Here is a 21990-nt window from a genome sequence, read left to right on the forward strand (position 1 = left end):
GGGAGAGAGTGCGTCGATGTGATGGTGCCCGGTCTTGGCAAGGGTGGGGATTGAGGCAGCGGCTCCTCTGGGAGCCGTGTGAGTGCACCTCGGGTGTGTAAAACCCGCGGTCGGCTGGCGTCGGGCTCTCTCCCTACAATGCAGGGCTCTCCATCCATCCCGAGGGCCGTGGTCGATGAAAGTCGTGGCAGGTGCAGACGCTAGCGCAGTCGATGCCGAGGCAACCACGCCAGCGGGCGTCATCCGCATCCGCGGCGCGCGACAGCACAATCTGCGCAACCTCGACCTGGACATCCGCACCGGTGAGCTGACGGTGGTGACCGGCCCCAGCGGCTCGGGCAAATCCAGCCTGGTGTTCGACACGCTGTTTGCCGAAGGGCAGCGCCGCTACGTGGAGACGTTCTCGGCCTACGCGCGGCAGTTTTTGGACCGCATGGACCGTCCGGCGGTGGACCACATCGACGGCGTGCCGCCAGCGATCGCCATCGACCAGACCAACCCGGTGCGCTCGTCGCGCTCCACGGTCGGGACGATGACCGAGCTCAACGACCACCTGAAACTGCTGTTTGCGCGCGCGGCCCAGTTGTTCGACCGGGTGACGGCGCTGCCCGTGCGCCACGACACGGTGGAGACGATCGTGGCCGACCTGCGGGCGCGCGCGGCGGCGGCGGGCGATCCGCGGCTGGTGGTGACGTTTGCCGTCGAACTCCCGGCCAGCACGTCGGATGAGGACGTGCAGCAGTGGCTCTCGGCCAGTGGCTACACGCGCGTGCAGGCGCAGCAGGTGGTGGGCGAGCGGCGGCGGCTGGATGTGGTGGCGGACCGCTTTCGCCTGGGCAGTGCCGACCCCGCGCGCGTGGCCGAGGCGGTGGAGGTTGCCCTGCGCCGCGGCGGCGGTCGCGTGACGGTGTATGCGTTGGCCGAGGGCGAGGCTGAACCGGCCCTGTGGCGGTATTCCACCGGCCTGCACTGCCCGGAGAGCGACATCCGCTACGCCGATCCGCGGCCGTCGCTGTTTTCGTTCAACTCGCCGGCGGGCGCCTGCGACACCTGTCGCGGCTTTGGGCGCGTCATTGGCGTGGACTGGGGGCTGGTGATTCCCGACCCCAAGCTGACACTGCGCGCCGGTGCCATCAAGCCGATCCAGACCCCCGCGTTTCGGGAGTGTCAGGACGATCTGTTGCGCCACGCAGAGGCAGCGGGCATCCCGCGCGACACCCCGTGGTATCAGTTGTCGCCCGCGCAGCAGCAGTGGGTGCTGGAGGGCTCGCCGCATTGGTCGGGTGACTGGCAGCGCCAGTGGTACGGCATCCGCCGCTTCTTCGACTATCTGGAGAGCAAGGCGTACAAGATGCACATCCGGGTGCTGCTGTCCAAATACCGCAGCTACACCGAATGCCCGGATTGTGGTGGCGCACGACTCAAAACCGAGAGCCTGTTGTGGCGGCTGGGCACGCGGGAAGACGCCGACGCCGTGTTGCCCCCCGAGCAGCGCTTTCGCCCCCGCGGCGTGGCATGGACGGATGCGCAGCTGCAGGTGCTGCCTGGGTTGTGCCTGCACGACCTGATGCGGCTGCCGCTGACGCGGCTGCGCCAGTTCGTCGAGCGGTTGCGGGCGCGCGTGGCCGAACTGCCCGCGGGCGAACGCCAGGCGCAAGGGCTGCTGCTCGACGAGATCGCGACCCGGTTGCGCTACCTGTGCGAAGTGGGGCTGGGCTACCTGACGTTGGATCGGCAAAGTCGCACGCTCTCGGGCGGCGAGGTGCAGCGCATCAACCTCACCACGGCGCTGGGTACCTCGCTGGTCAACACGCTGTTCGTGCTCGATGAACCCTCGATCGGCTTGCACCCGCGCGACATGGCGCGCATCAACCAGGCGATGGCGCGGCTGCGCGACGCGGGCAACACGCTGGTGGTGGTGGAGCACGACCCAGCGGTCATGCTGGCCGCCGACCGCATCCTGGACATGGGGCCCGGCCCCGGCGAGCGCGGCGGGCGCATCGTCTTCGACGGCCCGCCGGATGCGCTGCGCCGTGCCGATACGCTCACTGGGCAGTACTTGTCGGGGCGGCGCCAGATCGGCTTCGGCGTCAAGCGCCGCGTCACCGAATCGACCCCGCGCCTGATCGTCGAAGGCGCGCGCGAGCACAACCTGCGCGGCATCGACGTCGCGTTCCCCTTGCAACGGCTGGTCGTGGTCACGGGGGTCAGCGGCTCGGGCAAGTCGACGCTGGTGCAAGACATCCTGGCACCGGCGCTGCTGCGTCACTTCGGCCAGCCCACCGAGGCCCCTGGCGCGCACGAGCGACTGCTCGGTGCCGACCATCTGGAGGGCGTGGTTTTCGTCGACCAGACGCCGATCGGCAAAACGGCGCGCTCCAACCCGGTCAGCTATGTGGGCGCGTGGGACGCCATCCGCACCCTGTTCGCGCAGACGCCGCTGGCGCAGCAGCGCGGCTACACGGCGGCCAAATTCAGCTTCAACAGCGGCGACGGGCGTTGCCCGACTTGCGGCGGCTCGGGCTTCGAGCACGTGGAGATGCAATTTCTGTCTGACGTGTACCTGCGCTGCCCTGACTGTCACGGGCGGCGCTACCGCCCCGAAGTGCTGGAGGTGACCATCGAGCGCGGTGGGCGCTGGCTGAGCGTGGCCGACGTGCTGGAGCTGACCGTGGCCGAAGCGGTGCAGTGTTTCGCCGCCGACCGCGAGGTGATACGGGTGTTGCAGCCACTGCTGGACGTGGGGCTGGAGTACCTGCGCCTGGGCCAGCCGGTGCCGACGCTCTCGGGCGGCGAGGCGCAGCGCCTCAAGCTCGCAGGCCATCTGGCCGCTGCGACACCCCAGGCGCCCAAGCGCGGCGCGCGCCGCGGCGTGCCGGTCGGCGACCCCGGCGCTCCCTGGGCGGACAAGACGGGGCGCGCGCGCGGCATGCTGTTTTTGTTCGACGAGCCGACCACGGGTCTGCACTTCGACGATATCGCCAAACTGATGCGCGCGCTGCGCAAGCTGCTGGAGGCCGGGCATTCGCTGGTGGTCATCGAGCACAACCTGGACGTGATCCGGGCGGCCGACTGGGTCATCGACTTGGGGCCGGAAGGCGGTGATGAAGGGGGCACGGTCGTGTTCGCCGGTACGCCCGAGGAGCTGCGCCAGCACCCCAGCAGCCACACCGCGGCCGCGTTGCGCGAGTACGCCCAGGCCATCGGCGAGGCGGCGGCCGCGGGTGAGCCGCGTCCCGCCGCTGCGGCCCCCGTGGCGCGCCCCGCGGCGCCGCCCGATGCGATCCGCATCGTGCACGCGCGCGAACACAACCTGCGCGACCTGTCGGTGGACATTCCGCACGGGCGCTTCACCGTCATCACCGGCGTCAGTGGTTCGGGCAAATCGACGTTGGCGTTCGACATTCTGTTCAACGAGGGGCAGCGCCGCTACCTGGAGAGCCTCAACGCCTATGCGCGCAGCATCGTGCAACCGGCGGGCCGCCCGGAGGTGGACGCCGTCTGGGGCATCCCTCCCACGGTGGCGATCGAGCAGCGTCTCTCGCGCGGGGGGCGCAAGTCCACCGTCGGCACGGTGACCGAGGTCTGGCACTATCTGCGGCTGCTGTATGTCAAGCTGGGGGTGCAGCACTGCGTGCACGATGGTGCGCCGGTGCAGCCGCAGACGCCCGAGCGCATCGTCGCCCAGTGGCTGCAGCGCTATCGGGGGCGCACCCTCAGCGTGCTGGCACCACTGGTCGTCCACCGCAAAGGGGTGTACACCGAATGGGCGGAGTGGGCCGCGCAGCGTGGCTACCCACAGTTGCGCGTCGATGGACAGATGCTGCCCACACAGGGCTTTCCGCGCCTGGACCGCTACAAAGAGCACACGCTGGAGCTGCCGGTGGCGACGCTGCGCGTGACACCGGCGGCGGAGGCGGATCTCCGCCAGGCCCTTGCGCAGGCGCTACAGCATGGCAAGGGGGTGGTGCACGCCCTGGCCGAAGGGGATGCCGAGGCCGCGGTGTACTCTACCCAGCGCGCCTGCCCGGTGTGTGGCACCAGCTACCCAGAGCTGGACCCGCGCTTGTTTTCGTACAACAGCCCGCATGGTTGGTGCCCGGATTGCGTGGGTACCGGGGTGCAGCTCACGCGCGAGCAGCGCCGCGCGCTCGACGACCGCACGCGCGACGACGCGCGCGGGCGCGAGCACACCTTTGCCGAGCCCGAGCTGGACGATCTGGGCGACGAGCCGTGCGCCACCTGCGGTGGTACCCGCCTCAACCCCATCGCGCGCGCGGTGCGCTTCCGCGATCGCCCCATCACCGACATCGCGCGCTGGAGCGTCGATGAGGTGTTGGCCTGGGTGCGTACACTGCGCGCGCCCGACGCCCTCAGCGGGCGCGAGGCCGACATCGCCCGCGATCTGTTGCCCGAAATCGAAAGCCGCCTGCGCTTTTTGCAGCAGGTGGGGCTGGGCTATCTGACCCTCGACCGTGGCGCGCCCACGTTGTCGGGTGGCGAGGCGCAGCGCATCCGGCTGGCGGCGCAGCTGGGCTCCAACCTGCAGGGCGTGTGCTACGTGCTCGACGAACCCACCATTGGGCTGCATCCGCGCGACAACCGCATCCTGCTCGACGCGTTGCACGCCTTGCGTCAGCATGGCAACACGCTGGTGGTGGTGGAGCACGACGAGGACACGATCCGCCGCGCCGATCACCTGATCGACATCGGCCCCGGTGCCGGGCGCCGCGGGGGGCGGGTGGTGGCACAAGGCGGCGTCGACGACCTGATGCGCACGCCCGAGTCGCAGACCGGCCGCTATTTGGCGCAGGCGATGCGCCACCCGCTGCAGCCGCGCCGCCCCGTGACCGACGACGCCCCTGCGCTGTGGGTGCGCCGGGCACAGCGCCACAATCTGCAGGGGATCGACGTGCGCGTGCCGCTGCACCGGCTGGTGGCCGTCACCGGCGTGAGCGGCTCGGGCAAATCCACGCTGGCGCGCGACGTGCTGCTGGCCAACGTGGCGGCGGCGCTGGCCGCGCCCCGGCGCAGCCGCGCGCTGCGCTGGAGCGGCTGTGCGCGCATCGATGGTGTGCAGGTCATCGACCGCGTGCTGGAGGTGGACCAGACCCCGATCGGCAAAACGCCGCGCTCGTGTCCGGCCACCTACGTCGGTTTTTGGGATGCGATTCGCAAGCTCTATGCCGAAACGCTGGAGGCCAAGGCCCGTGGCTATGGTCCCGGGCGCTTTTCCTTCAACACCGGCGATGGCCGCTGCCCGGTGTGCGAGGGGCAGGGGGTGCGCACGATCGAAATGAGCTTCCTGCCCGACGTCAAGGTGCCGTGCGAGGCCTGCGGCGGGGCGCGCTTCAACCCCGAGACGCTGGCCGTGACCTGGCGCGGCCGGTCCATCGGCGAGGTGCTGGCCATGTCCGTGGACGAGGCGGTGGACTTCTTTGCCTCCATGCCCGCGATCGCGCACCCGCTGCACCTGCTACAAGACGTGGGACTGGGTTATTTGACGCTCGGGCAGCCGAGCCCGACGCTGTCCGGTGGCGAGGCGCAGCGCATCAAGCTGGTGACGGAGCTGAGCAAGGTGCGCGATGACGTTGGCCGGCGCGGGCAAAAAGCGCCGCACACGCTATACGTGCTGGACGAGCCGACCGTGGGCCTGCACATGGCCGACGTGGACAAGCTCATCCGGGTGCTGCACCGGCTGGTCGATGGCGGGCATAGCGTCGTCGTCATCGAGCACGACCTGGACCTGATCGCGGAGGCGGATTGGGTCATCGACCTGGGTCCCGAGGGCGGGGCGGGTGGCGGCCGTGTGGTGGGCGAGGGTACCCCCGAGGACTTGGTGTGCCAAGGCACGCACACGGGGCAGGCGCTGGCCGCCGTGCTGGCACGGGGGGATACGTGAAGCCAACCGCGGCCACGCCGGCGCGCGTGGTGTGGATCGAACCCGACGCGCCACCCAAACCCGCCTGGGGCCAGCCCTGTAACGGCTGCGGTGTGTGCTGTCTGCTCGAGCCGTGTCCGGTCGGCATCGTGCTGAGTCGCCGCCGGTGCGGAGCGTGCGTGGCGCTGCGCTGGGTGGCGACCGAGCGGCGCTACCGCTGCGGGGTGCTGCACGACCCGGGTGCGTTGCTGGGCTGGGGGGACGGACGTATCGGGCGCTGGCTGACGGCGCGCGCGCAGCCATGGCTGGCGCGCTGGATCGCCGCGGGCAGCGGGTGCGACTGCGACGCCGCGGTCGAAAACCCGTCCCCGAGTTGATCCGCGTCAAGCCACGGGTCCCGGCGTGCGCGCACCATTCGAAGATTCGAATGGATCGATGGTGTCATCATGATCGACTGGACCGCGTGGATCGAGCGCTGGGGCGAGGCGGGGATATTGGCCGCTGGGGGCTTGGTGCTGGGCTTGGGGTTTGGGTTTTTCGGGCAGCGCTCCAAGTTTTGCCTGCGCGCAGCGGTCATCGAGTTTTGGCATCGGCGCTTTGGTGACAAGTTGGCGGTGTGGTTACTGGCGTTTTCGACGGCCGTCGTGGCGGTGCAGTCCGCCGTGCTGCTGGGCTGGCTGGACGTCAGCAGCGCGCGCCAGCTGGCCACCCGTGGCAGCCTGTCGGGTGCGGTCATTGGCGGCCTGCTGTTCGGGCCCCGATGGCCACCCCAAACTGCCCCACTTGTGGCCGGTCAAACTGCTCCAGGCAGGACGGTCGAATTATGAGGCTTCAGGGCTGATGGCGATGCGCGCGGCGGCCTCCTTGAGGCGGTAGCTCTTGCCCTCGAATTCCAGCATCGCGCAGCGGTGCATCAGGCGGTCCAGGATGGTGGTGGCCATGGTGGCGTCGCCCAGATACTTACCCCAGTCCTGCACCACCCGGTTGGAGGTCACCACGATCGACCTGCGCAACTTGTAGCGCTGGTGCACGATGGCCTGCAACACCTCGGCGGCGTGCTCGCTGATGCGCCGCGCCAGGAACAGGTCATCCAGGACCAGCAGGTCGGGCTGCACCCACTCCTTGAGCAGTGAGCCCCGCTCGGTGGCATTGCCCAGCGCGTAGCGGCCAAACTCGGTGTCCGCCTCCAGATAGCGCACATCGTGACCGGCCAGCGTGGCCTGGTAGGCCACCGCCTTGGCCAAGTGGCTCTTGCCCGTGCCGGGCTTGCCCACGATCAGTGCATTGGCGCCCTCTGCGATGAACTTGAGCGTGTGCAGCTCAAAGCAGGCCGATCTGGGCAGCTTGGGGTTGAAGCGCCAGTCAAAGTCGGCCAGCGTGACCTTCTCATCCAGCCCCGAGCGCTTGTAGCGGCGCTCCATCAGGCGCGTTCGGCGCCGGTCCAGCTCGTCTTGCAGCATGGCGGCGAAGGTCTCCAGGAACGGCTCCTGGCTGGCCTGGGCCTGCATCACGCGGGTCGACAGGGTCTCGGCAATGCCCGAGAGGCGCAATTCGCGCAGCGCGCGTTCGATCTCGGCCAGGTTCATGCCAGGCTCCCCGGTGCGGTGGTGGTGGCAGCGGTGGTACTGGATACGGTTGCCGTGGCCGTGGCTGCGGCGTGCGCGAAGAGATCACCGTACTCATCGACATCGCGGATGAGCCCGTGCTGCTGGGTCAGCTCTGGGGTGGTGAGCACCGCGCCGTTGTCACCGCTGGCATGGGCTTCAATGGCGGCGAGCGCCTGGGCAAAAAGACCCTCGCTCAAAGCCAGCACGCGCTTGTAGCTGTAGATGCCCTGCTCCAGGGCCTGGGCACAGGCGGCGTTGACGCAGTGGGCCGGGTAGCGCCGCACCAGAGCCACGATGCCCCAGAGCTTGCGCTGCCCGACCCGCCCCTCGATGGCAAAGAGCAGCTCACACAGACGGGCCGCATGTTCGCCGATCTCGCTGGCCTGGCGCAGGATGTAGCGGGTCTCGCGCGAGGGGTTGAACACCCGCTCGTCCTGGGGCAGCACGACAGAGCCAGGACGCTCGGCCTTGGGGTGGGTGCGCAGCAGATCGCCCGTGCTGGCCTCACGGATCTCGATGCGCTGGGCGTAGATGCGCACCAGCACCTTCGATCCGATGGCCGCCGGGCGCGCGGCGTAGCTGCTGTGCGCGACGCGCACGCAACTGTCATCGCACACCGTGCGCTCGACCTCGCTGAAATACTGCATGCCCAACAGCGGCAGCGCCTTGAGGTAGGCGCGTTCTTCCTCGAACATGGCCTGCACCTGGCGCCGCTCGGTGCCGTGGATGCGCTTGGCCGCCCAGTTCTTCTCCCAGTGCGCCAGGAACTCGTTGTGGGCCTCGATGGACTCGAAGCGCCGGCCCTTCAAGGCCGTGGCCTGGGTGTGGCCGATAGCGTGCTCGACCGTGCCCTTGCGGTTGGGGTCGCGTACCCGGGCTGGGTCGGCCACCACATGGTAGTGCGCCAGGGTGGCAGCGTAGACCTTGTTGAGTTCGGGTTCGTACAGGTCGGGCGTGATGACGCCTTCCTTGAGGTTGTCCAGCACCACGTACTGGGGGCAACCACCAAAGAAGCGAAAGGCCCGCTCGTGCAGCTCGGCCCAGATCTGGTGGCTGGACTTCCAGACCACGCAGCGAAAGCTTGCCCGCGAGTAGCGCAGCGTGGCCACGAACAGGCGGGGTTTGCGGTACCGATCAGAACCCGGCACCCGGGTGGGAGCGCCTTCGCCGTAGTCGACCTGCATCTCCTCGCCGGGCAGGAAGCTCAGGCGGTCGAACTGCTCGGGCTCCTTCTGGCGCAGTCGGGCCACGAAGCGTTTGACGGAGTTGTACTGGCCGGCAAAGCCGTGCTGGTCGACCAGGTCCTGGAAGATGGCCATGGCGTTGCGCTTGAGACGCAACTGCGCCTGGATGAACTCACGGTGGGGTTCGCACAGGGAGGAGGCCAGTGGCGCAGGGGCAACAGCAGGAGCCGGTGGCCGGGGTGGGGCAGTTTGACTGGCCACCGCCTCAGAGCCGGTGGCCACCCCGGGGCAGTTTGCCCGTTCGGCCGCAAAGCGTTGCCGGTAGGCGCGGATGGTGTGACGGGAGATACCTGTGACCCGCTCGATCTCTCGCTGGCTGGCGTTGGCCTCCAGCAGCGTCCATATGGTGGTTTGCAAGTGTGGCTTCAAGACGTTCACTCCGGTGGTCCCCTCGTTGGTGAGGGGGTGAAAGTAACGTCCTGCCTGTCGGCCAGCGGGCGACCAACATGCCAAGCTCAATGCATCAGGTCACCACTGGTCAGGTGGAGCAATTTGGGTGGCCATAAGTGGAGCACTTTGGGTGGCCGCCGGGGGTTCGGGCTGGGCATGGTGATGACGCGCGGCTGCGCCAGCCGCTTGCTCGTGCTGTCGGCCAACGGCAACTTGCGCGCCTTGCTGTCGGGATTGATCTTCGCGGTCACCGCGCAGGCCTCGCTGGGCGGGGTGCTGGCCCCGTGGCGCGAGGCCGTCGGCAGTTGGTGGGTCGTCGAGGGCGGGCCATCACGCGATGTGCTGGCTTGGTTGGGTGGCGGGCCCTGGTTGGGGTTGCTACTCGGGTTGGTGTGGGCGGCTGCCGCCTTGTTTTTTGCCGTGCGCAGCGGCTGGGGGTTCTGGAAGTGGTTCGGTGGGGCCGCCACGGGCCTGATGGTCGCGCTGGCCTGGGTTTTTAGCTACCAGGTCATGACGCACTCGTTCGAGCCGGTGCAGATCCAGGGCATGACCTTCAGCGGCCCATCGGCCGAATGGCTGATGCGCGTGTTGGCCGAGCCCAACAAACCCTGGACCTTCGGGCTGGGGCTGATGCCGGGCGTCTTTCTGGGTTCGCTGGCCGGGGCGCTGGTCGGGCGTGAGTGGAAGTTGGAGGGCTTCGGCGGCGCCTATACCATGCCGCGCTACATCGTCGGCGCGGTGCTGATGGGCTTTGGCTCCATGCTGGCCGGTGGCTGTGCGGTCGGCGCGGGCATGACGGGCGGATCGATCTTTGCCCTGACGGCCTGGTTGACGCTCCTCGGCATGTGGGTTGGGGGCGGAATCGCCGATCGCCTGATCGACCGTCCCCAGCCCCGGGAGATGATGCCCACCGCCGGTGCTTTGGGCGACCTAGCCCGCGCGCCCTGACGTGCGCGCCCGCGCCAGCAGCACCAGACACACCAGTGCCACCGCGGTGAGCAGCGCCGGAAAGCCCACGCGCGGCGCCCACTGCAGGGCTGCGCCCGCCAGCGACGGCGCCAGCACCCCGCCCAGCGTGTAGGCCATGACCAGCACGGCGGTGCTGTTGACCAGTGTGACGCCGCGTTCGCGCGCGCCGATGTCGATCATGGCCAGCGTGTACAAGCAACCCCCAGCGCCGCCCCATAGAAAGGCTACCGGCCACGCCAGCCAAGGCGTGCCCGCCACCCAGGGGATGATCAGGGTGGCCACCAGCGTGACGGCCGCGCACACCCGCATCAGCTGCAGCCGGGCACCGCCCGCGCCGCCGCGCCGCCCGGGCCTACGCCCCATCCGGTCGGCCAGTGCCCCGGCGGGCAGCATCCACATCGCGCTGCCGAGTCCACTGGCAGACACCAGCAGCGCCGCCGCGGCCGCCCCCAGCCCCAGCGCCACGCCGTACAGGGGCAGGATCGAGGTCAGCCCGCTTTCGAAAAAACCGCCGCAAAAACCCGCCGCCATGATGACGGGGTGCGCCCGCAGCGCCGCCCACACGCCACGCCAGCCCACGTGGGCGTCGTGCGCGTCGGGCTCGGGCGGCAGCGGGGGCACCCGCAGCGCCCAGCCCAGCCCCACGGCCAGCAGCGCCACCGACAACCACAGCGCCTGCGGGCTGGACGGCCCGACGGCGGCCAGCAGCAAAGGCCCGATGACGAAGGTCGCCCCCACCATGGTCTCGAACAGGCCCACCGCTCGCCCGCGCAGGTGAGGCGGGGCGAACTCGGCCACCAGCGCTTCGGCCAACACCCAGCGCAGCCCGGACGCCATGCCTGCGAGCATCTTGAGGCCAAACCACAACGCCAGCGCTGCCGAGCCCTCCAGCGGCAACCCGTAGCCGATGCCCGCCACCACTGGCACGGCGCCCGACAGCCACAGCGCACGCCGCCGCCCAAGTGCGCGCGTCAGCGCCGAGGCAAACGGCGTCACCAGCAAAATGCCCACCCAGGCGCTGGCCGCGAACAGGCCGATGAGCGCCGTGGGGGCTTGCTGCTCGCTCAGGCGCAGAATCAGCCACGGCGTGAGCATGAAATAGCCCACCAGCTCGAAAAAGGTGGAACCGAAAATCGCGATCAGCCCGCGTGGTGACGGTGACGCGGCCGAAGCCGGGGACACAAGGGACATGTCGATGGCAGTGTGGGGCAGTCGTGGGGAAGGGGGCTTGGCAGCAAACGATGGGATTCTGTACAATTGCGGGTTCGGCGCTTTGGCGTCGAGTGTATCTGTCCTCGTTGCCCGGGGCGAATCCGGGGCGTTGCGGGGCGTTTTCAGCAAAGAGGTAACCTATGTACGCGGTCATAAAAACCGGCGGCAAGCAGTATCGCGTGGCTGCCGGCGAAAAAATCAAAGTAGAACAGATCGCTGCGGACGTAGGCCAAGAGATCGTGATCGACCAGGTGTTGGCCGTGGGCAACGGCGCGGACATCCGGGTGGGCACCCCCTTGGTCAGCGGCGCAACGGTCACGGCCACGGTCGTGTCGCATGGTCGGGGTGAGAAGGTGCGCATCTTCAAGCTGCGTCGCCGCAAGCACTACCAAAAGCGCCAAGGCCACCGGCAAAACTTCACCGAGCTGCAAATCGGCTCGATCAACGTCTGACGAGGTGACCCACCATGGCACAGAAAAAAGGCGGCGGCTCCACCCGTAACGGCCGCGACTCCAAGCCCAAGATGCTGGGCGTGAAGGTGTATGGCGGCCAGGACGTCAGCGCCGGTGCGATCATCGTGCGCCAGCGCGGCACCCAGTTCCATCCCGGCACCGGCACCGGTATCGGCAAAGACCACACCATCTACGCCACCGTGGCGGGCAAGGTCGAGTTCGCCGTCAAGGGCGCGCTCAACCGCAAGGTGGTCAACGTCATTCCCGCCTGACGTGCCAGCGTGGCTTTAGGGCGCACGCCCTGCGGGCCACGGCGGGCCTCAGGTCATGTTCCGGCACGGGCCCGCGGTTGCGGGCCCTTGTCGTTTCGCGGTCGGCGCAGGAGTCGTCATGAAATTCGTCGATGAAGCCACGATCGACGTCGCCGCTGGCGACGGTGGCAACGGCTGCGCGTCGTTTCGCCACGAGAAGTTCAAGGAATTCGGCGGCCCCGACGGCGGCGACGGCGGCCGCGGCGGCCATGTCTGGGCCGTGGCCGACGAAAACCTCAACACCCTGGTCGACTACCGCTACACGCGCCGCTTCGAGGCGCAGCGCGGCGAGCACGGCAAAGGCTCGGACATGTTTGGCGCCAAGGGCGAGGACATCGTGCTGCGCATGCCGGTCGGCACCGTCATCAGCGATGCCGAGACCGGCGAGGTGTTGTTCGAGCTGCTGCAGCCGGGGCAGAAGGTGCTGCTGGCCAAGGGTGGTGACGGCGGCTTTGGCAACCTGCACTTCAAGAGTTCCACGAATCGCGCGCCGCGTCAGAAGACGCTGGGGCGGCCCGGCGAGCGCCGCAGCCTCAAGCTCGAGCTCAAGGTGTTGGCTGACGTCGGACTGCTGGGCATGCCCAATGCGGGCAAATCGACCCTGATCGCGGCCGTCTCCAACGCGCGGCCCAAGATCGCCGACTACCCCTTCACCACCCTGCACCCGAACCTGGGTGTGGTGCGCGTCGGGCCCGAAAAGAGCTTCGTCATCGCCGACGTGCCCGGGCTGATCGAGGGCGCGGCCGAAGGCGCGGGGCTGGGGCATCAGTTCTTGCGCCACCTGCAGCGCACCCGGCTGCTGTTGCACATCGTCGACCTGGCGCCGTTCGACGACACGGTCGACCCGGTGGCGCAGGCGCGCGCCATCGTCGCGGAACTCAAAAAGTACGACCCCCAACTGGCGGCCAAGCCGCGCTGGCTGGTGCTCAACAAGCTCGACATGGTGCCGCCGGAGGAGCGCGAGGCGCGCGTGCGCGACTTCGTGCGCCGCTTGCGCTTCCGTGGCCCGGTGTTTACCATCTCGGCGCTCACGCGCGAAGGCTGCGAGCATCTCATGCTCAAGGTGTACGAGTATCTGGCCGCGCAGCGCGAAGCGCAGGCGCCGCCGGTCGAGGTCGATCCGCGCTTCGACGCCCATCGCCAGGACGCCGAGCCGACCCCGGCGCACGGCGACGACCCGCGTTTTCGCGCCTGAGGTTGCCGTCGTACTCTCTCCACGGATCGTTCACTGCTGCCTCACCGTTTGCCCGCGTTTGCCCGCCCCGATGATGCCGACCGCCCCCACCGCCGAAGCCGTGTCCGTTTCCCACGCCAGCCCGAACTCGCCGCAGGCGCACTCGGCCACCATGGGGCTCGCGCTGCCGCAGCGGGCCCCACAGGAGGTGCTGCGCGCGGCCCGCCGCATCGTCGTCAAGGTGGGCTCCAGCCTGGTCACCAACGAGGGGCGTGGCCTGGACGCGCAGGCCATCGGCCAGTGGTGCCGCCAGCTCGCGGCCCTGGTGCGCGACGGCCGCGAGGTCATCATGGTCAGCAGCGGGGCGATCGCCGAGGGCATGAAGCGCCTGGGCTGGGCCACGCGCCCCAAAGAAGTGCACGAGCTGCAGGCGGCGGCCGCGGTAGGGCAGATGGGGCTGGCCCAGATGTACGAGACGCAGCTGCGCGCCCACGGCGTGGGCAGCGCGCAGGTGCTGCTGACGCACGCCGACTTGGCCGACCGCGAGCGGTACCTGAACGCCCGCTCGACGCTGCTGACGCTGCTGCGGCTGGGGGTGGTGCCGGTCATCAACGAAAACGACACCGTCGTCAACGACGAAATCAAGTTTGGCGACAACGACACGCTGGGCGCGCTGGTGGCCAACCTGGTCGAGGCTGATCTGCTCATCATCCTGACCGATCAGCGTGGGCTGTACACCGCCGACCCGCGCAAGGACCCAACGGCGGCGTTTGTGGACGTGGCGCGGGCGGGCGACCCCGCGCTGGAAGCCATGGCCGGTGGTGCGGGCAGCCGCGTGGGCACGGGCGGCATGATCACCAAGATTCTGGCCGCCAAGCGTGCGGCGGGTTCGGGCGCGTCGACCGTGATTGCCTGGGGACGCGAGCCCGACGTGCTGCTGCGGCTGACGGCGGGCGAGCCGATCGGCACCTGTCTGGTCGCCGACATGCCCAAGCAGCAAGCGCGCAAGCAGTGGATGGCCGATCATTTGCAACTGCGCGGCGCCGTCACGGTCGATGCCGGTGCGGTGGCCAAGCTGGTGCACGAAGGCAAGAGCCTGTTGCCGATCGGCATGACGGCGGTGGAGGGCGACTTCCACCGCGGAGACGTGATCGCGGTGCGCGCGCCCGACGGACGCGAGATCGCGCGCGGGCTGGCCAACTACGCGGCCGCCGAGGCGCGGCTGCTCTGCCGTCGTTCGTCGGCGGAGTTCGATCGCCTGCTCGGTTACGCGGCTGAGCCGGAGATGATCCACCGCGACAACTTGGTGGTCACCGCGCGCTAAATCCGCGCCGCGCTGGTTCCGCGCCGCGCTGGTGCGGCAGCCGTCCGTCAGCGCTCGGGCTTGCCGTGACGCAGCGCGCGCAGCATGTCGGCCGGACGCCCGTTGGGCGTGGTGCCATCGCAAAAGCCACCGCGCGCCAGCGCCACCGCCGGGCGCGAGGCAAACTCACCCCCTAGGTTGCGCCACTCGGCGCCCGGGTTGGTGCGCCACTCGGCGGGCGGCCCGGGGTTCCAGTGCGCATACGTCTTGACCTGGGCGCTGGCGCAGCGTAGCCCCTCATACCAGGCGTTGAGGGCGCCGCTGGCGTTTTGCGCCACGATCACATAGCGGATGACGCCGTCCGGGCCCAGCGTGACCGATGCGGGATCGACGCCGAAGCGCAATTGGCTGTTGACCGAAACCTCGAACGGCACCAGCCCCTCGGTGCGCAGCGGTGGCGGTGGCGGCGTGTCGGCCTCGCGCCAGTCACGGTGGACGTCGCTGAGCCATTGCGCTGCCGCGCTGCCGCAGGTGGCGAGCCCAACCAGCACGGCCAGCCAGCGGCGTAGCGAGCCAGGCGCAGAAGCGAAGCGCGGATGCGGGGATCGAGGGAGTAAGCGCACGGTGTCAGGGAAGGGCGTGGTGGTCAGCGCCGCGAGGGCGCGCTCGGGAACGGAGCGGGAACCGAATCTCCCGCATCGGCGGCCGCCGGTTGCGGGTCGAAACTGGCACCCGGGGGCAGTTCCAGATGCGTGGGCATGGCCAGCTGGGGCGGCAGCGCCCGCGGGCGGCGCGCGCCATCGGCACCCTTGGGCGCGGGCCCGGCCCGGGGGCGCGCATTGGAGCGCAGGTAGCGGTTGCGGGGGCCGCGCGGATCGGCCCCGATCGGCCCCGGTGGTGGCAGGTAACGCGCCAGTTCCTGTAGCGCGCGCTGATAGACGTCGCGCTTGAACTCGATGACGCTGTCCAGCGGCACCCAGTAGTCGTTCCAGCGCCAGGCGTCGAACTCGGGGTGATCGGTGGCGCGCAGGTTCAGGTTCCAGTCGCCGCTGACGAGCCGCAGCAAAAACCAGATTTGCTTCTGTCCCCGGTAGTGGCCGCGCGATTCGCGGCGGATGTAGCGGTCCGGCACCTCGTAGCGCAACCAGTCGCGCGTGCGCGCGATGACGGCCACGTGCTCCGGGCGCAGTCCGATCTCCTCATGCAGTTCCCGGTACATGGCCTGTTCCGGGGTCTCGCCGCGGTCGATGCCGCCTTGCGGAAACTGCCAGGAGTGGGTGCGGATGCGCTTGCCCCAGAACACCTGGTTCTTGTGGTTGAGCAAGATGATGCCGACATTGGGCCTGAAGCCGTCTCTGTCAAGCATAATCGACCCCAATTCTTGAAACTGTCCCGATTATGCAACGCGGGTCGGGATTTGTGTTGATATGAAAGCCTCCCAGTTCCACATCGCCACCCTCAAGGAAGCCCCGGCCGATGCCGAGGTCGTCAGCCACCGCCTGATGCTGCGTGCCGGCATGATCAAAAAGCTCTCGGCCGGCATCTACACCTACATGCCCATGGGGCTGCGCGTCATCCGCAAGGTCGAGCGCATCGTGCGCGAGGAGATGGACCGTGCCGGCGCCATCGAGCTGACCATGCCCATCGTGCAGCCCGCCGAGCTGTGGCAAGAGACCGGGCGCTTCGACAAAATGGGCCCGGAGCTGCTGCGCATCAAGGACCGGCACGAGCGTGACTTCGTCATCCAGCCCACCAGCGAAGAGGTGGTGACCGACATCGCGCGCCAGGAGCTGCGCAGCTACAAGCAGCTGCCCAAAAACTTCTATCAGATCCAGACCAAGTTTCGCGACGAACGGCGGCCGCGCTTTGGCCTGATGCGCGGGCGTGAGTTCATCATGAAGGACGCCTACAGCTTCGACCGTGACGCCGAAGGCGCCCAGCGCAGCTACGCCATCATGGCGCAGGCGTATCGCCGCATTTTCGACCGCTTCGGGCTGACGTACCGCGCCGTGGCCGCCGACAGCGGCGCCATCGGCGGCGACCTGAGCGAGGAATTCCAGGTGATTGCCGCCACGGGCGAGGATGCCATCGTCTACTGCCCGACCAGCGACTATGCCGCCAATATCGAAAAGGCTGAGGCGCTGGCGCCGCAGGAGCCGCGCCCGGCGCCTGCCCAACCCATGGTCAAAACTCCCACGCCGGGGCGCAGCACCTGTGCCGACGTGGCCGCGCTGCTGGGCGTGCCGCTGGCGACCACGGTCAAGTCGATCGTGCTGGCCACCGACGAGATCAACGAGCGCGACGAGGTCGTGGCTACGCGCCTGTGGCTGCTGCTGCTGCGCGGCGACCACGACATGAACGAGGTCAAAGTCGGCAAGCTGCCCGGCTTGGCGCTGGGCTTCCGGTTTGCGACCGAGGCCGAGATCGTCGCGCACTTCGGGTGCCGACCCGGCTATCTGGGCCCGGTGGGCCTGAAGCGCCCGGTTACCGTGGTCGCGGACCGCGAAGTCGCCGTCATGGCCGACTGGATCTGCGGCGCCAACGAGGTCGATCACCACCTGACCGGGGTCAACTGGGGCCGCGACCTGCCCGAGCCGGACCTGGTGGCCGACATCCGCAACGTCGTCGCGGGCGACCCGTCGCCGGACGGCAAGGGAGTGTTGGCGATCGAGCGCGGCATCGAGGTCGGGCACGTGTTCTACCTGGGCACCAAATACAGCCGGGCGATGAACGCGACGTTTCTGGACGAGGACGGCAAGCCCAAGCCGTTCGAGATGGGCTGCTACGGCATCGGCATCACGCGGTTGCCAGCGGCTGCCATCGAGCAAAACCACGACGAGCGCGGCATCATCTGGCCCGACGCCATCGCCCCCTTCACGGTGGTCATTTGCCCGATCGGCATGGACCGCAGCCCCGCCGTGCGCGAGGCCGCCGAGCGCCTGCACGACGAACTGGCAGCGCACGGGGTGGACGTCATCCTGGACGACCGCGGCGAGCGGCCGGGCGCCATGTTCGCCGACTGGGAGCTGATCGGCGTGCCCCACCGCGTCACCGTCGGCGACCGCGGCCTCAAGGACGGCCTGGTCGAGTACCAGCACCGGCGCGACACCGCGGCCACGCCGGTGCCGCTGGCCGACATCGTGGACTGGCTGCGCGGCCGCATCGCGGTGTGACCATGGATACGGCCCCCGGGCCAGGCCTCGACCGGCGCCGCTGTCTGGGGCGGCTGGCGGGGTTGGCCGCACCGGTGCTGGCGGGGCGGAGCCTCGTGCCCATCGCGGGGGCCTGGGCGTGGGCGGCCGCCGCCCCGGCGCAGGCCGGTGCCCAGATCGAGGAGCCGCTGTCCGACGCGGTCCGCCACGCGCTGCAGGCGGCCGTCGAGCAGCTCGATCCGCCGGAGCCCGAGTTTCTGACGGCCGAGGAGCGGCTGGCCTACCTGCGCTGGCTGAGCCGGGCGAGCTGGCAGTTGCGGCGCCGCAAGCCCGAACCCCAGGCGCGCGTCGATTTTCTGCAAACGGTCTGGTACGAAAGCCGGCGCGCCGGACTGGACACGGCGCTGGTGCTGGGCCTGATCGAGGTCGAGAGCGCCTTTCGCAAGTACGCGATCTCGCGGGCCGGCGCGCGCGGCTACATGCAGGTGATGCCGTTCTGGACGCGGGTCATCGGCGATGGGGATCCGGACAAGCTGTTCCATCTGCAAACCAATCTGCGCTATGGCTGCGTCATCCTGCGCCACTACCTGCAGCGCGAGCGCGGCGACCTGTTCCTGGCCCTGGGGCGCTACAACGGCAGCCGCGGACGCGCCCCCTACCCGAACGCGGTGTTCGCGGCCGAGCGCCGCTGGCGGCTGGCGTGAGGGCCGATCCGCACGGCGACCGAACTTCCGGCCGAATCCGGCCTCTGATGCGTGATCACGTGATGCCCGGCGGCGGGCGTCCGGTCGGTGAGGAGATGTCCATGCGTTGGCTGATCTGGGTGGTGTTTGCGCTTGCGATGGTGCTGTGGACGGCCGTGGTGTTCGTCGGCACCCAGCTCCTGGGCTGGGCGGCGGGGCTGCTGTCGTCCGGACAGGACGCCGCCGCGGTGACGCAGGCGGTCCAGCACTTTCCCTGGCCGGCATGGCTGGTGCTGTGGGTGGATCCGGCCTGGCTGCAGCAGCTCGCCGCCGCGCTGACGCAGTCGTGGGCCTGGCTGACGGCGGTGCTGCCGGCCTTCGCCACGATCGCCGGCTGGCTGGTGCCGCTGGCCTGGGTGGCGTGGGCGGTGGTCGCCTTCGGTCTGCTGGCGCTGGCCGTGGTGCTGCACGTGGTCAGTGGTCGCCTGGGGCGCCAGTGGGGCAGCCTGGCGGCGTCGGTGCGGGGACCCCATGGCCGTTGAGTTGGCGCGCGCGCTGCGCGAGGCGGCGGCCCGGCTGGGCGAGATGGCCGATTCCCCGCCGCCGGGCGGTGCCCCGGTCGCGCTGAGTCTGGGCGAGGTCGTCGATCTGCATGGCCACGGCTCGGGGGCCGTGCTGCTGATGGTGATGGCGCTGCTGACCGTGCTGCCGGTGGCCGGTGCCGGCACGGTCCTGAGCTTCGGCCTGTGGGCGCTGGCGCTGGCCTGGATGGCGGGACGTGACGCCATCGTGCTGCCGCGCCGCGTCGGCGCCGTGACGCTGCGCGGCACCTGGGCGACGCGCGGCCTGGAGCTGCTGGCCATGACCTACGAAACCGCCGCGCGCTGGATGCGTCCGCGCTGGCCCGCCCTCGTCCACCCACGCCTGCGTCTGTGGTGGGGCCTGTGGATCGCGCTGATGGCAGGCATCATCTTCCTGCCGCTGCCGTTCGGCAACGTACTGCCCAGCCTCAGCCTGATCGCGCTGAGCCTGGGCTGGATGTTCCGCGACGGGCTGGCCTTGCTGGTGTCCGGGGCCATCGGGGCGGGGGCGATCGCCTACCTGGTCACGCTGTGGCAGGGGGTGGAGCACCTGTTTCGCTGGTGGTTCTGACCTCGTCCCCGGCCCTCACTGCAGGAAGCCGATGCGCGCGCGTCCGCCGGCAGCCGCGGGCAGGTCCCGCGTCTCGATGCGGTCGCGCCGGTCCAGCCGTGCGTTGCCAAAGCCGGTCATGAGCGCCCGGCGCATCTCGCGCGGCGCCATGCCCGCCAATTGATCGAGCACGTCGTCACCGGGCTCCTCGTCGAACAGCCGTCCCCAGTCGTGCGCGGCGCGCAAGCGCTGGTAGAGCTGGCGCGCGATGCGCCGCGCCTCGTCCCGCGTGGGGGGCGCGATCTCGAACACGTTCATGCGGTTGAGGATCGGGTCGGGAATCGCGCGCTCGTCGTTGGCGGTGGTGATCCAGATCACTTGGCTGGCGTCGATCGGCACCTCGGCAAATTCGTCGACGAAGCGCTGCGCGGTCTGGGGCTCCAGCAGGCTGTACAACGCCCCCAGCGGGTCGTACTGCGCGTCGCTGGCCTTGTCGATTTCGTCGACCACGATGACCGGGTTGGCATAGTTGCCCTCCACCAACGCCTCGAACACTTTGCCCGGCTTGGCGCCTTTCCATTGCGACGACGAGCCCGACAGCAGCCAGCCCGCGGTCATCGAGCTCATCGGCACCAGCGTCATGGTGGTGGCCAGCAGCTCGGCCAGTTGGTGCGCAAAATGCGTCTTGCCCACGCCTGGCGGGCCGAGCAACAGCAAGGGCGTGATCTCGAGGCTGTCGCTGCTTTCCTGCGCCAGCGCGATGTGGCGCCGCACGTCGTCGAGCACCTCGCGGAAGTTGGGCAGCTGCTCGTACAGCGGCTCCACATCCGGCACGCCCGAGGGTTTGACCGCAAAGCGCTGCGGTCCGCGTTCGAGCATGCGCTCATAGGTCTGGCACAGCGTGGCTTGCTCGCGCTCGTTGCCCTGCGCTTTGAGGCGGCGCAGCCGCTGCTCGACGTCCTCGGGGCTGAAGACGTCGCGCACGCGCGCGATGGGCAGGCTGCGCGGCGCTACCGTGGCGGGGAGGGGATGGGTGGTTTCCATGGCACGCTCTCCTTCGACGACCAGTCCTGCGGTCATTGAAGCATGTTTCGTGCCACGCGAACAACCCGGGAGAATCCGGATGGCGCGTCGGCCCCGCAGGCCCGGTCTTATGCGGTTGGAGTCGCCAGCAGCCGCTGCAGTTCTCCGGATTCGTACATCTCCATCATGATGTCGGAGCCGCCGATGAACTCACCCCGCACGTACAGCTGCGGGATGGTCGGCCAGTTGCTGTACTCCTTGATGCCCTGGCGAATCTCGGGATCTTCCAGCACGTTGACGGTGACCACGTCTTTCGGGTCCACGCCGCAGGCCTTGAGGATCTGCACCGCGCGGCCGGAGAAGCCACACATCGGGAAGCTGGCCGTGCCCTTCATGAACAGCACGATGTCGTGGTTTTTGACCAATTGGTCGATGCGTTGCTGGACGTCGCTCATGGGTGGTCTGTCGATGAAAGCCTCGATGCGCCGATTATCGCCCGTCGGCGCGCGGCGTGGCGCCAGTGCCGTCGATGGCCGCAGCGCCGCTGGGTTCACCACCCCAGCGCCCGCCGGTGCAGCGCCGGTGTCCGCCCAGGTCGCGCCGGTGGTCGATGTCGAAGAAGCCGCGCGCGCGCAGCAGGTCGGCCACCGCGTCGGCCTGGTCCCAGCCGTGCTCGAGCAGCAGCCAGCCGCCGGGTGTCAGGTGGGCCGGGGCGCCCGCCACGATGGCCCGCAGGTCGCGCAGTCCGTCGGCGCCCGCGACCAGGGCGTCGCGCGGTTCGTGGCGCAGCGTCGGCAGATGGGGGTCATCGGCGCGCAAGTACGGGGGGTTGGCCACGACAAGGTCGAAGCGCGCCGGCCACGGTGGGGATGCCGTGTCGCTGGTGTGGGCGTCGGTCGGCCAGGGGCGCCAGCCGTCCCACCAATGGCCCCGCAGCCAGCGCACCGGCAGGCGCAGGGTTTGACCGTTGGCAGCCGCCACGGCCAGGGCGTCGGCGCTCGCATCCAGCCCCCAGACGGCGGCCCGTGGCCGTGCGTGCTGGATGGCCAGCGCGATCGCGCCGCTGCCCGTGCCCAGGTCGAGGACGTGGGCGCTGCCGTCGGGTGGCAGCAGCGCCAGCGCCCACTCCACCAGCGTCTCGGTATCGGGGCGTGGGTCCAGCACACGCGCGTCGACCTTCAGTATCAAACCGTGAAAACCGCGTTCGCCCGTGAGGTAGGCCAGCGGGACGCGGTCGAGCCGTCGTTGGCACAGGTCGGCATAGCGCGTCGCCGCCGCGGGCGGCAGCGGCTCGTCGTCGTGGGCCAGCAGCCACGCTCGCTCGCTTGCCGAGCGCCCCAGGGCGTGCAGCAGCAGCCATTGCGCATCGAGCCAGTCCAGCCCCATCGCTCGCGCCCACTGCAAGGCAGCGCGCCGTGTATGCAGCGGCGGTGGTGTCGGCGTGGGAGGGCAGGACAT

At 69.4% G+C, this 21990-nt stretch carries 20 protein-coding genes; 12 read left to right on the forward strand and 8 right to left on the reverse strand.

The window, feature by feature from the left end:
- The first annotated feature begins 175 nt into the window (after positions 1–175).
- From uvrA to ACPP3B_RS08135, 3 genes are all read left to right on the forward strand, one after another.
- Positions 176–5902, forward strand: a complete 5727-nt coding sequence (gene uvrA / locus ACPP3B_RS08125; RefSeq protein ID WP_424858674.1) for an excinuclease ABC subunit UvrA — start codon at positions 176–178, stop codon at positions 5900–5902.
- Positions 5899–6258, forward strand: coding sequence for a hypothetical protein (locus tag ACPP3B_RS08130; RefSeq protein WP_299022448.1), 360 nt, complete (start codon positions 5899–5901; stop codon positions 6256–6258). The genes uvrA and ACPP3B_RS08130 overlap by 4 nt, the downstream gene beginning before the upstream one ends.
- Positions 6259–6327: 69 nt before the next feature.
- The gene (locus tag ACPP3B_RS08135) at positions 6328–6708 is read left to right on the forward strand and encodes a YeeE/YedE thiosulfate transporter family protein (protein WP_424858675.1); all 381 of its coding nucleotides are present in this window, start codon (positions 6328–6330) and stop codon (positions 6706–6708) included.
- On the opposite strand, the gene istB is transcribed toward ACPP3B_RS08135, so the two are convergent.
- Positions 6703–7467: an IS21-like element helper ATPase IstB gene (gene istB / locus ACPP3B_RS08140; RefSeq protein WP_045786199.1), complete on the reverse strand. Its 765-nt coding sequence runs from the start codon at positions 7465–7467 to the stop codon at positions 6703–6705. The two genes, ACPP3B_RS08135 and istB, sit on opposite strands and share 6 nt — an antisense overlap.
- On the reverse strand, positions 7464–9110 hold the full coding sequence (gene istA, locus ACPP3B_RS08145; RefSeq protein ID WP_045786200.1) for an IS21 family transposase: 1647 nt from the start codon (positions 9108–9110) through the stop codon (positions 7464–7466). Before istA ends, istB begins: the two co-directional genes overlap by 4 nt.
- A gap of 27 nt (positions 9111–9137) precedes the next feature.
- Here istA and ACPP3B_RS08150 point away from each other — a divergent pair, with 27 nt between their 5' ends.
- Entirely contained in the window at positions 9138–10070 is a 933-nt protein-coding gene (locus tag ACPP3B_RS08150; RefSeq protein ID WP_424858676.1) for a YeeE/YedE family protein, read from the forward strand.
- On the opposite strand, the gene ACPP3B_RS08155 is transcribed toward ACPP3B_RS08150, so the two are convergent.
- Complete coding sequence (locus ACPP3B_RS08155) at positions 10053–11282, reverse strand: MFS transporter (protein ID WP_299022440.1); 1230 nt, start codon at positions 11280–11282, stop codon at positions 10053–10055. The two genes, ACPP3B_RS08150 and ACPP3B_RS08155, sit on opposite strands and share 18 nt — an antisense overlap.
- A 161-nt stretch (positions 11283–11443) precedes the next feature.
- On the opposite strand from ACPP3B_RS08155, the gene rplU reads away from it, so the two are divergent.
- The 4 genes from rplU to proB all read left to right on the forward strand — a co-directional run bounded on the left by rplU (position 11444) and on the right by proB (position 14564).
- Positions 11444–11755 carry a 50S ribosomal protein L21 gene (gene rplU, locus ACPP3B_RS08160; protein ID WP_068606890.1) on the forward strand — a complete coding sequence of 104 codons (312 nt, stop codon included), beginning with the start codon at positions 11444–11446 and terminating at the stop codon, positions 11753–11755.
- 14 nt (positions 11756–11769) lie between these two features.
- Entirely contained in the window at positions 11770–12027 is a 258-nt protein-coding gene (rpmA, locus tag ACPP3B_RS08165; RefSeq protein WP_299022432.1) for a 50S ribosomal protein L27, read from the forward strand.
- A gap of 118 nt (positions 12028–12145) precedes the next feature.
- Positions 12146–13261 (forward strand): Obg family GTPase CgtA, encoded by a 1116-nt coding sequence (cgtA, locus tag ACPP3B_RS08170; protein WP_424858677.1) that lies wholly within the window; start codon positions 12146–12148, stop codon positions 13259–13261.
- Positions 13262–13412: 151 nt separating this feature from the next.
- Positions 13413–14564, forward strand: a complete 1152-nt coding sequence (gene proB, locus ACPP3B_RS08175; protein WP_424860168.1) for a glutamate 5-kinase — start codon at positions 13413–13415, stop codon at positions 14562–14564.
- A gap of 47 nt (positions 14565–14611) precedes the next feature.
- On the opposite strand, the gene ACPP3B_RS08180 is transcribed toward proB, so the two are convergent.
- Together ACPP3B_RS08180 and ACPP3B_RS08185 are read right to left on the reverse strand one after the other, a co-directional pair.
- Complete coding sequence (locus ACPP3B_RS08180; protein WP_424858678.1) at positions 14612–15094, reverse strand: CNP1-like family protein; 483 nt, start codon at positions 15092–15094, stop codon at positions 14612–14614.
- Between the two features lie 95 nt (positions 15095–15189).
- Positions 15190–15909 carry an RNA pyrophosphohydrolase gene (locus tag ACPP3B_RS08185; protein WP_299022422.1) on the reverse strand — a complete coding sequence of 240 codons (720 nt, stop codon included), beginning with the start codon at positions 15907–15909 and terminating at the stop codon, positions 15190–15192.
- A 61-nt stretch (positions 15910–15970) separates the two neighbouring features.
- On the opposite strand from ACPP3B_RS08185, the gene ACPP3B_RS08190 reads away from it, so the two are divergent.
- The 4 genes from ACPP3B_RS08190 (at position 15971) to ACPP3B_RS08205 (ending at position 19530) form a co-directional block, all read left to right on the forward strand.
- Positions 15971–17716, forward strand: a complete 1746-nt coding sequence (locus tag ACPP3B_RS08190; RefSeq protein ID WP_424858679.1) for a proline--tRNA ligase — start codon at positions 15971–15973, stop codon at positions 17714–17716.
- 2 nt (positions 17717–17718) lie between these two features.
- Positions 17719–18399, forward strand: coding sequence for a lytic transglycosylase domain-containing protein (locus ACPP3B_RS08195; RefSeq protein WP_143968349.1), 681 nt, complete (start codon positions 17719–17721; stop codon positions 18397–18399).
- A gap of 101 nt (positions 18400–18500) precedes the next feature.
- Positions 18501–18920, forward strand: coding sequence for a hypothetical protein (locus tag ACPP3B_RS08200; protein WP_143968348.1), 420 nt, complete (start codon positions 18501–18503; stop codon positions 18918–18920).
- On the forward strand, positions 18910–19530 hold the full coding sequence (locus ACPP3B_RS08205; protein ID WP_299022409.1) for an exopolysaccharide biosynthesis protein: 621 nt from the start codon (positions 18910–18912) through the stop codon (positions 19528–19530). Before ACPP3B_RS08200 ends, ACPP3B_RS08205 begins: the two co-directional genes overlap by 11 nt.
- Before the next feature lie 15 nt (positions 19531–19545).
- On the opposite strand, the gene ACPP3B_RS08210 is transcribed toward ACPP3B_RS08205, so the two are convergent.
- The 3 genes from ACPP3B_RS08210 to prmC form a co-directional block, all read right to left on the reverse strand.
- Entirely contained in the window at positions 19546–20553 is a 1008-nt protein-coding gene (locus tag ACPP3B_RS08210) for an AAA family ATPase (protein WP_299022406.1), read from the reverse strand.
- A 107-nt stretch (positions 20554–20660) separates the two neighbouring features.
- A complete protein-coding gene (gene grxD, locus ACPP3B_RS08215) occupies positions 20661–20987 on the reverse strand; it encodes a Grx4 family monothiol glutaredoxin (RefSeq protein WP_299022404.1) in 327 nt (108 codons plus the stop codon).
- 34 nt (positions 20988–21021) lie between these two features.
- Positions 21022–21990: a peptide chain release factor N(5)-glutamine methyltransferase gene (gene prmC / locus ACPP3B_RS08220; RefSeq protein WP_424858680.1), complete on the reverse strand. Its 969-nt coding sequence runs from the start codon at positions 21988–21990 to the stop codon at positions 21022–21024.

This window comes from Tepidimonas sp. HKU77, assembly GCF_049728535.1.
Taxonomy (GTDB): Bacteria; Pseudomonadota; Gammaproteobacteria; order Burkholderiales; family Burkholderiaceae_C; genus Tepidimonas.

Bases quoted from the DNA above. Each gene is read 5' to 3' on its own strand.
- rplU (WP_068606890.1), top strand. From the start codon at position 11,444: ATGTACGCGGTCATAAAAACCGGCGGCAAGCAGTATCGCGTGGCTGCC.
- rpmA (WP_299022432.1), top strand. From the start codon at position 11,770: ATGGCACAGAAAAAAGGCGGCGGCTCCACCCGTAACGGCCGCGACTCC.
- istB (WP_045786199.1), bottom strand. From the start codon at position 7,467: ATGAACCTGGCCGAGATCGAACGCGCGCTGCGCGAATTGCGCCTCTCG.
- ACPP3B_RS08210 (WP_299022406.1), bottom strand. From the start codon at position 20,553: ATGGAAACCACCCATCCCCTCCCCGCCACGGTAGCGCCGCGCAGCCTG.
- ACPP3B_RS08190 (WP_424858679.1), top strand. From the start codon at position 15,971: ATGAAAGCCTCCCAGTTCCACATCGCCACCCTCAAGGAAGCCCCGGCC.
- ACPP3B_RS08205 (WP_299022409.1), top strand. From the start codon at position 18,910: ATGGCCGTTGAGTTGGCGCGCGCGCTGCGCGAGGCGGCGGCCCGGCTG.
- uvrA (WP_424858674.1), top strand. From the start codon at position 176: ATGAAAGTCGTGGCAGGTGCAGACGCTAGCGCAGTCGATGCCGAGGCA.
- ACPP3B_RS08195 (WP_143968349.1), top strand. From the start codon at position 17,719: ATGGATACGGCCCCCGGGCCAGGCCTCGACCGGCGCCGCTGTCTGGGG.
- ACPP3B_RS08200 (WP_143968348.1), top strand. From the start codon at position 18,501: ATGCGTTGGCTGATCTGGGTGGTGTTTGCGCTTGCGATGGTGCTGTGG.
- ACPP3B_RS08155 (WP_299022440.1), bottom strand. From the start codon at position 11,282: ATGTCCCTTGTGTCCCCGGCTTCGGCCGCGTCACCGTCACCACGCGGG.
- cgtA (WP_424858677.1), top strand. From the start codon at position 12,146: ATGAAATTCGTCGATGAAGCCACGATCGACGTCGCCGCTGGCGACGGT.
- prmC (WP_424858680.1), bottom strand. From the start codon at position 21,990: ATGTCCTGCCCTCCCACGCCGACACCACCGCCGCTGCATACACGGCGC.
- grxD (WP_299022404.1), bottom strand. From the start codon at position 20,987: ATGAGCGACGTCCAGCAACGCATCGACCAATTGGTCAAAAACCACGAC.
- ACPP3B_RS08135 (WP_424858675.1), top strand. From the start codon at position 6,328: ATGATCGACTGGACCGCGTGGATCGAGCGCTGGGGCGAGGCGGGGATA.
- proB (WP_424860168.1), top strand. From the start codon at position 13,413: ATGGGGCTCGCGCTGCCGCAGCGGGCCCCACAGGAGGTGCTGCGCGCG.
- ACPP3B_RS08185 (WP_299022422.1), bottom strand. From the start codon at position 15,909: ATGCTTGACAGAGACGGCTTCAGGCCCAATGTCGGCATCATCTTGCTC.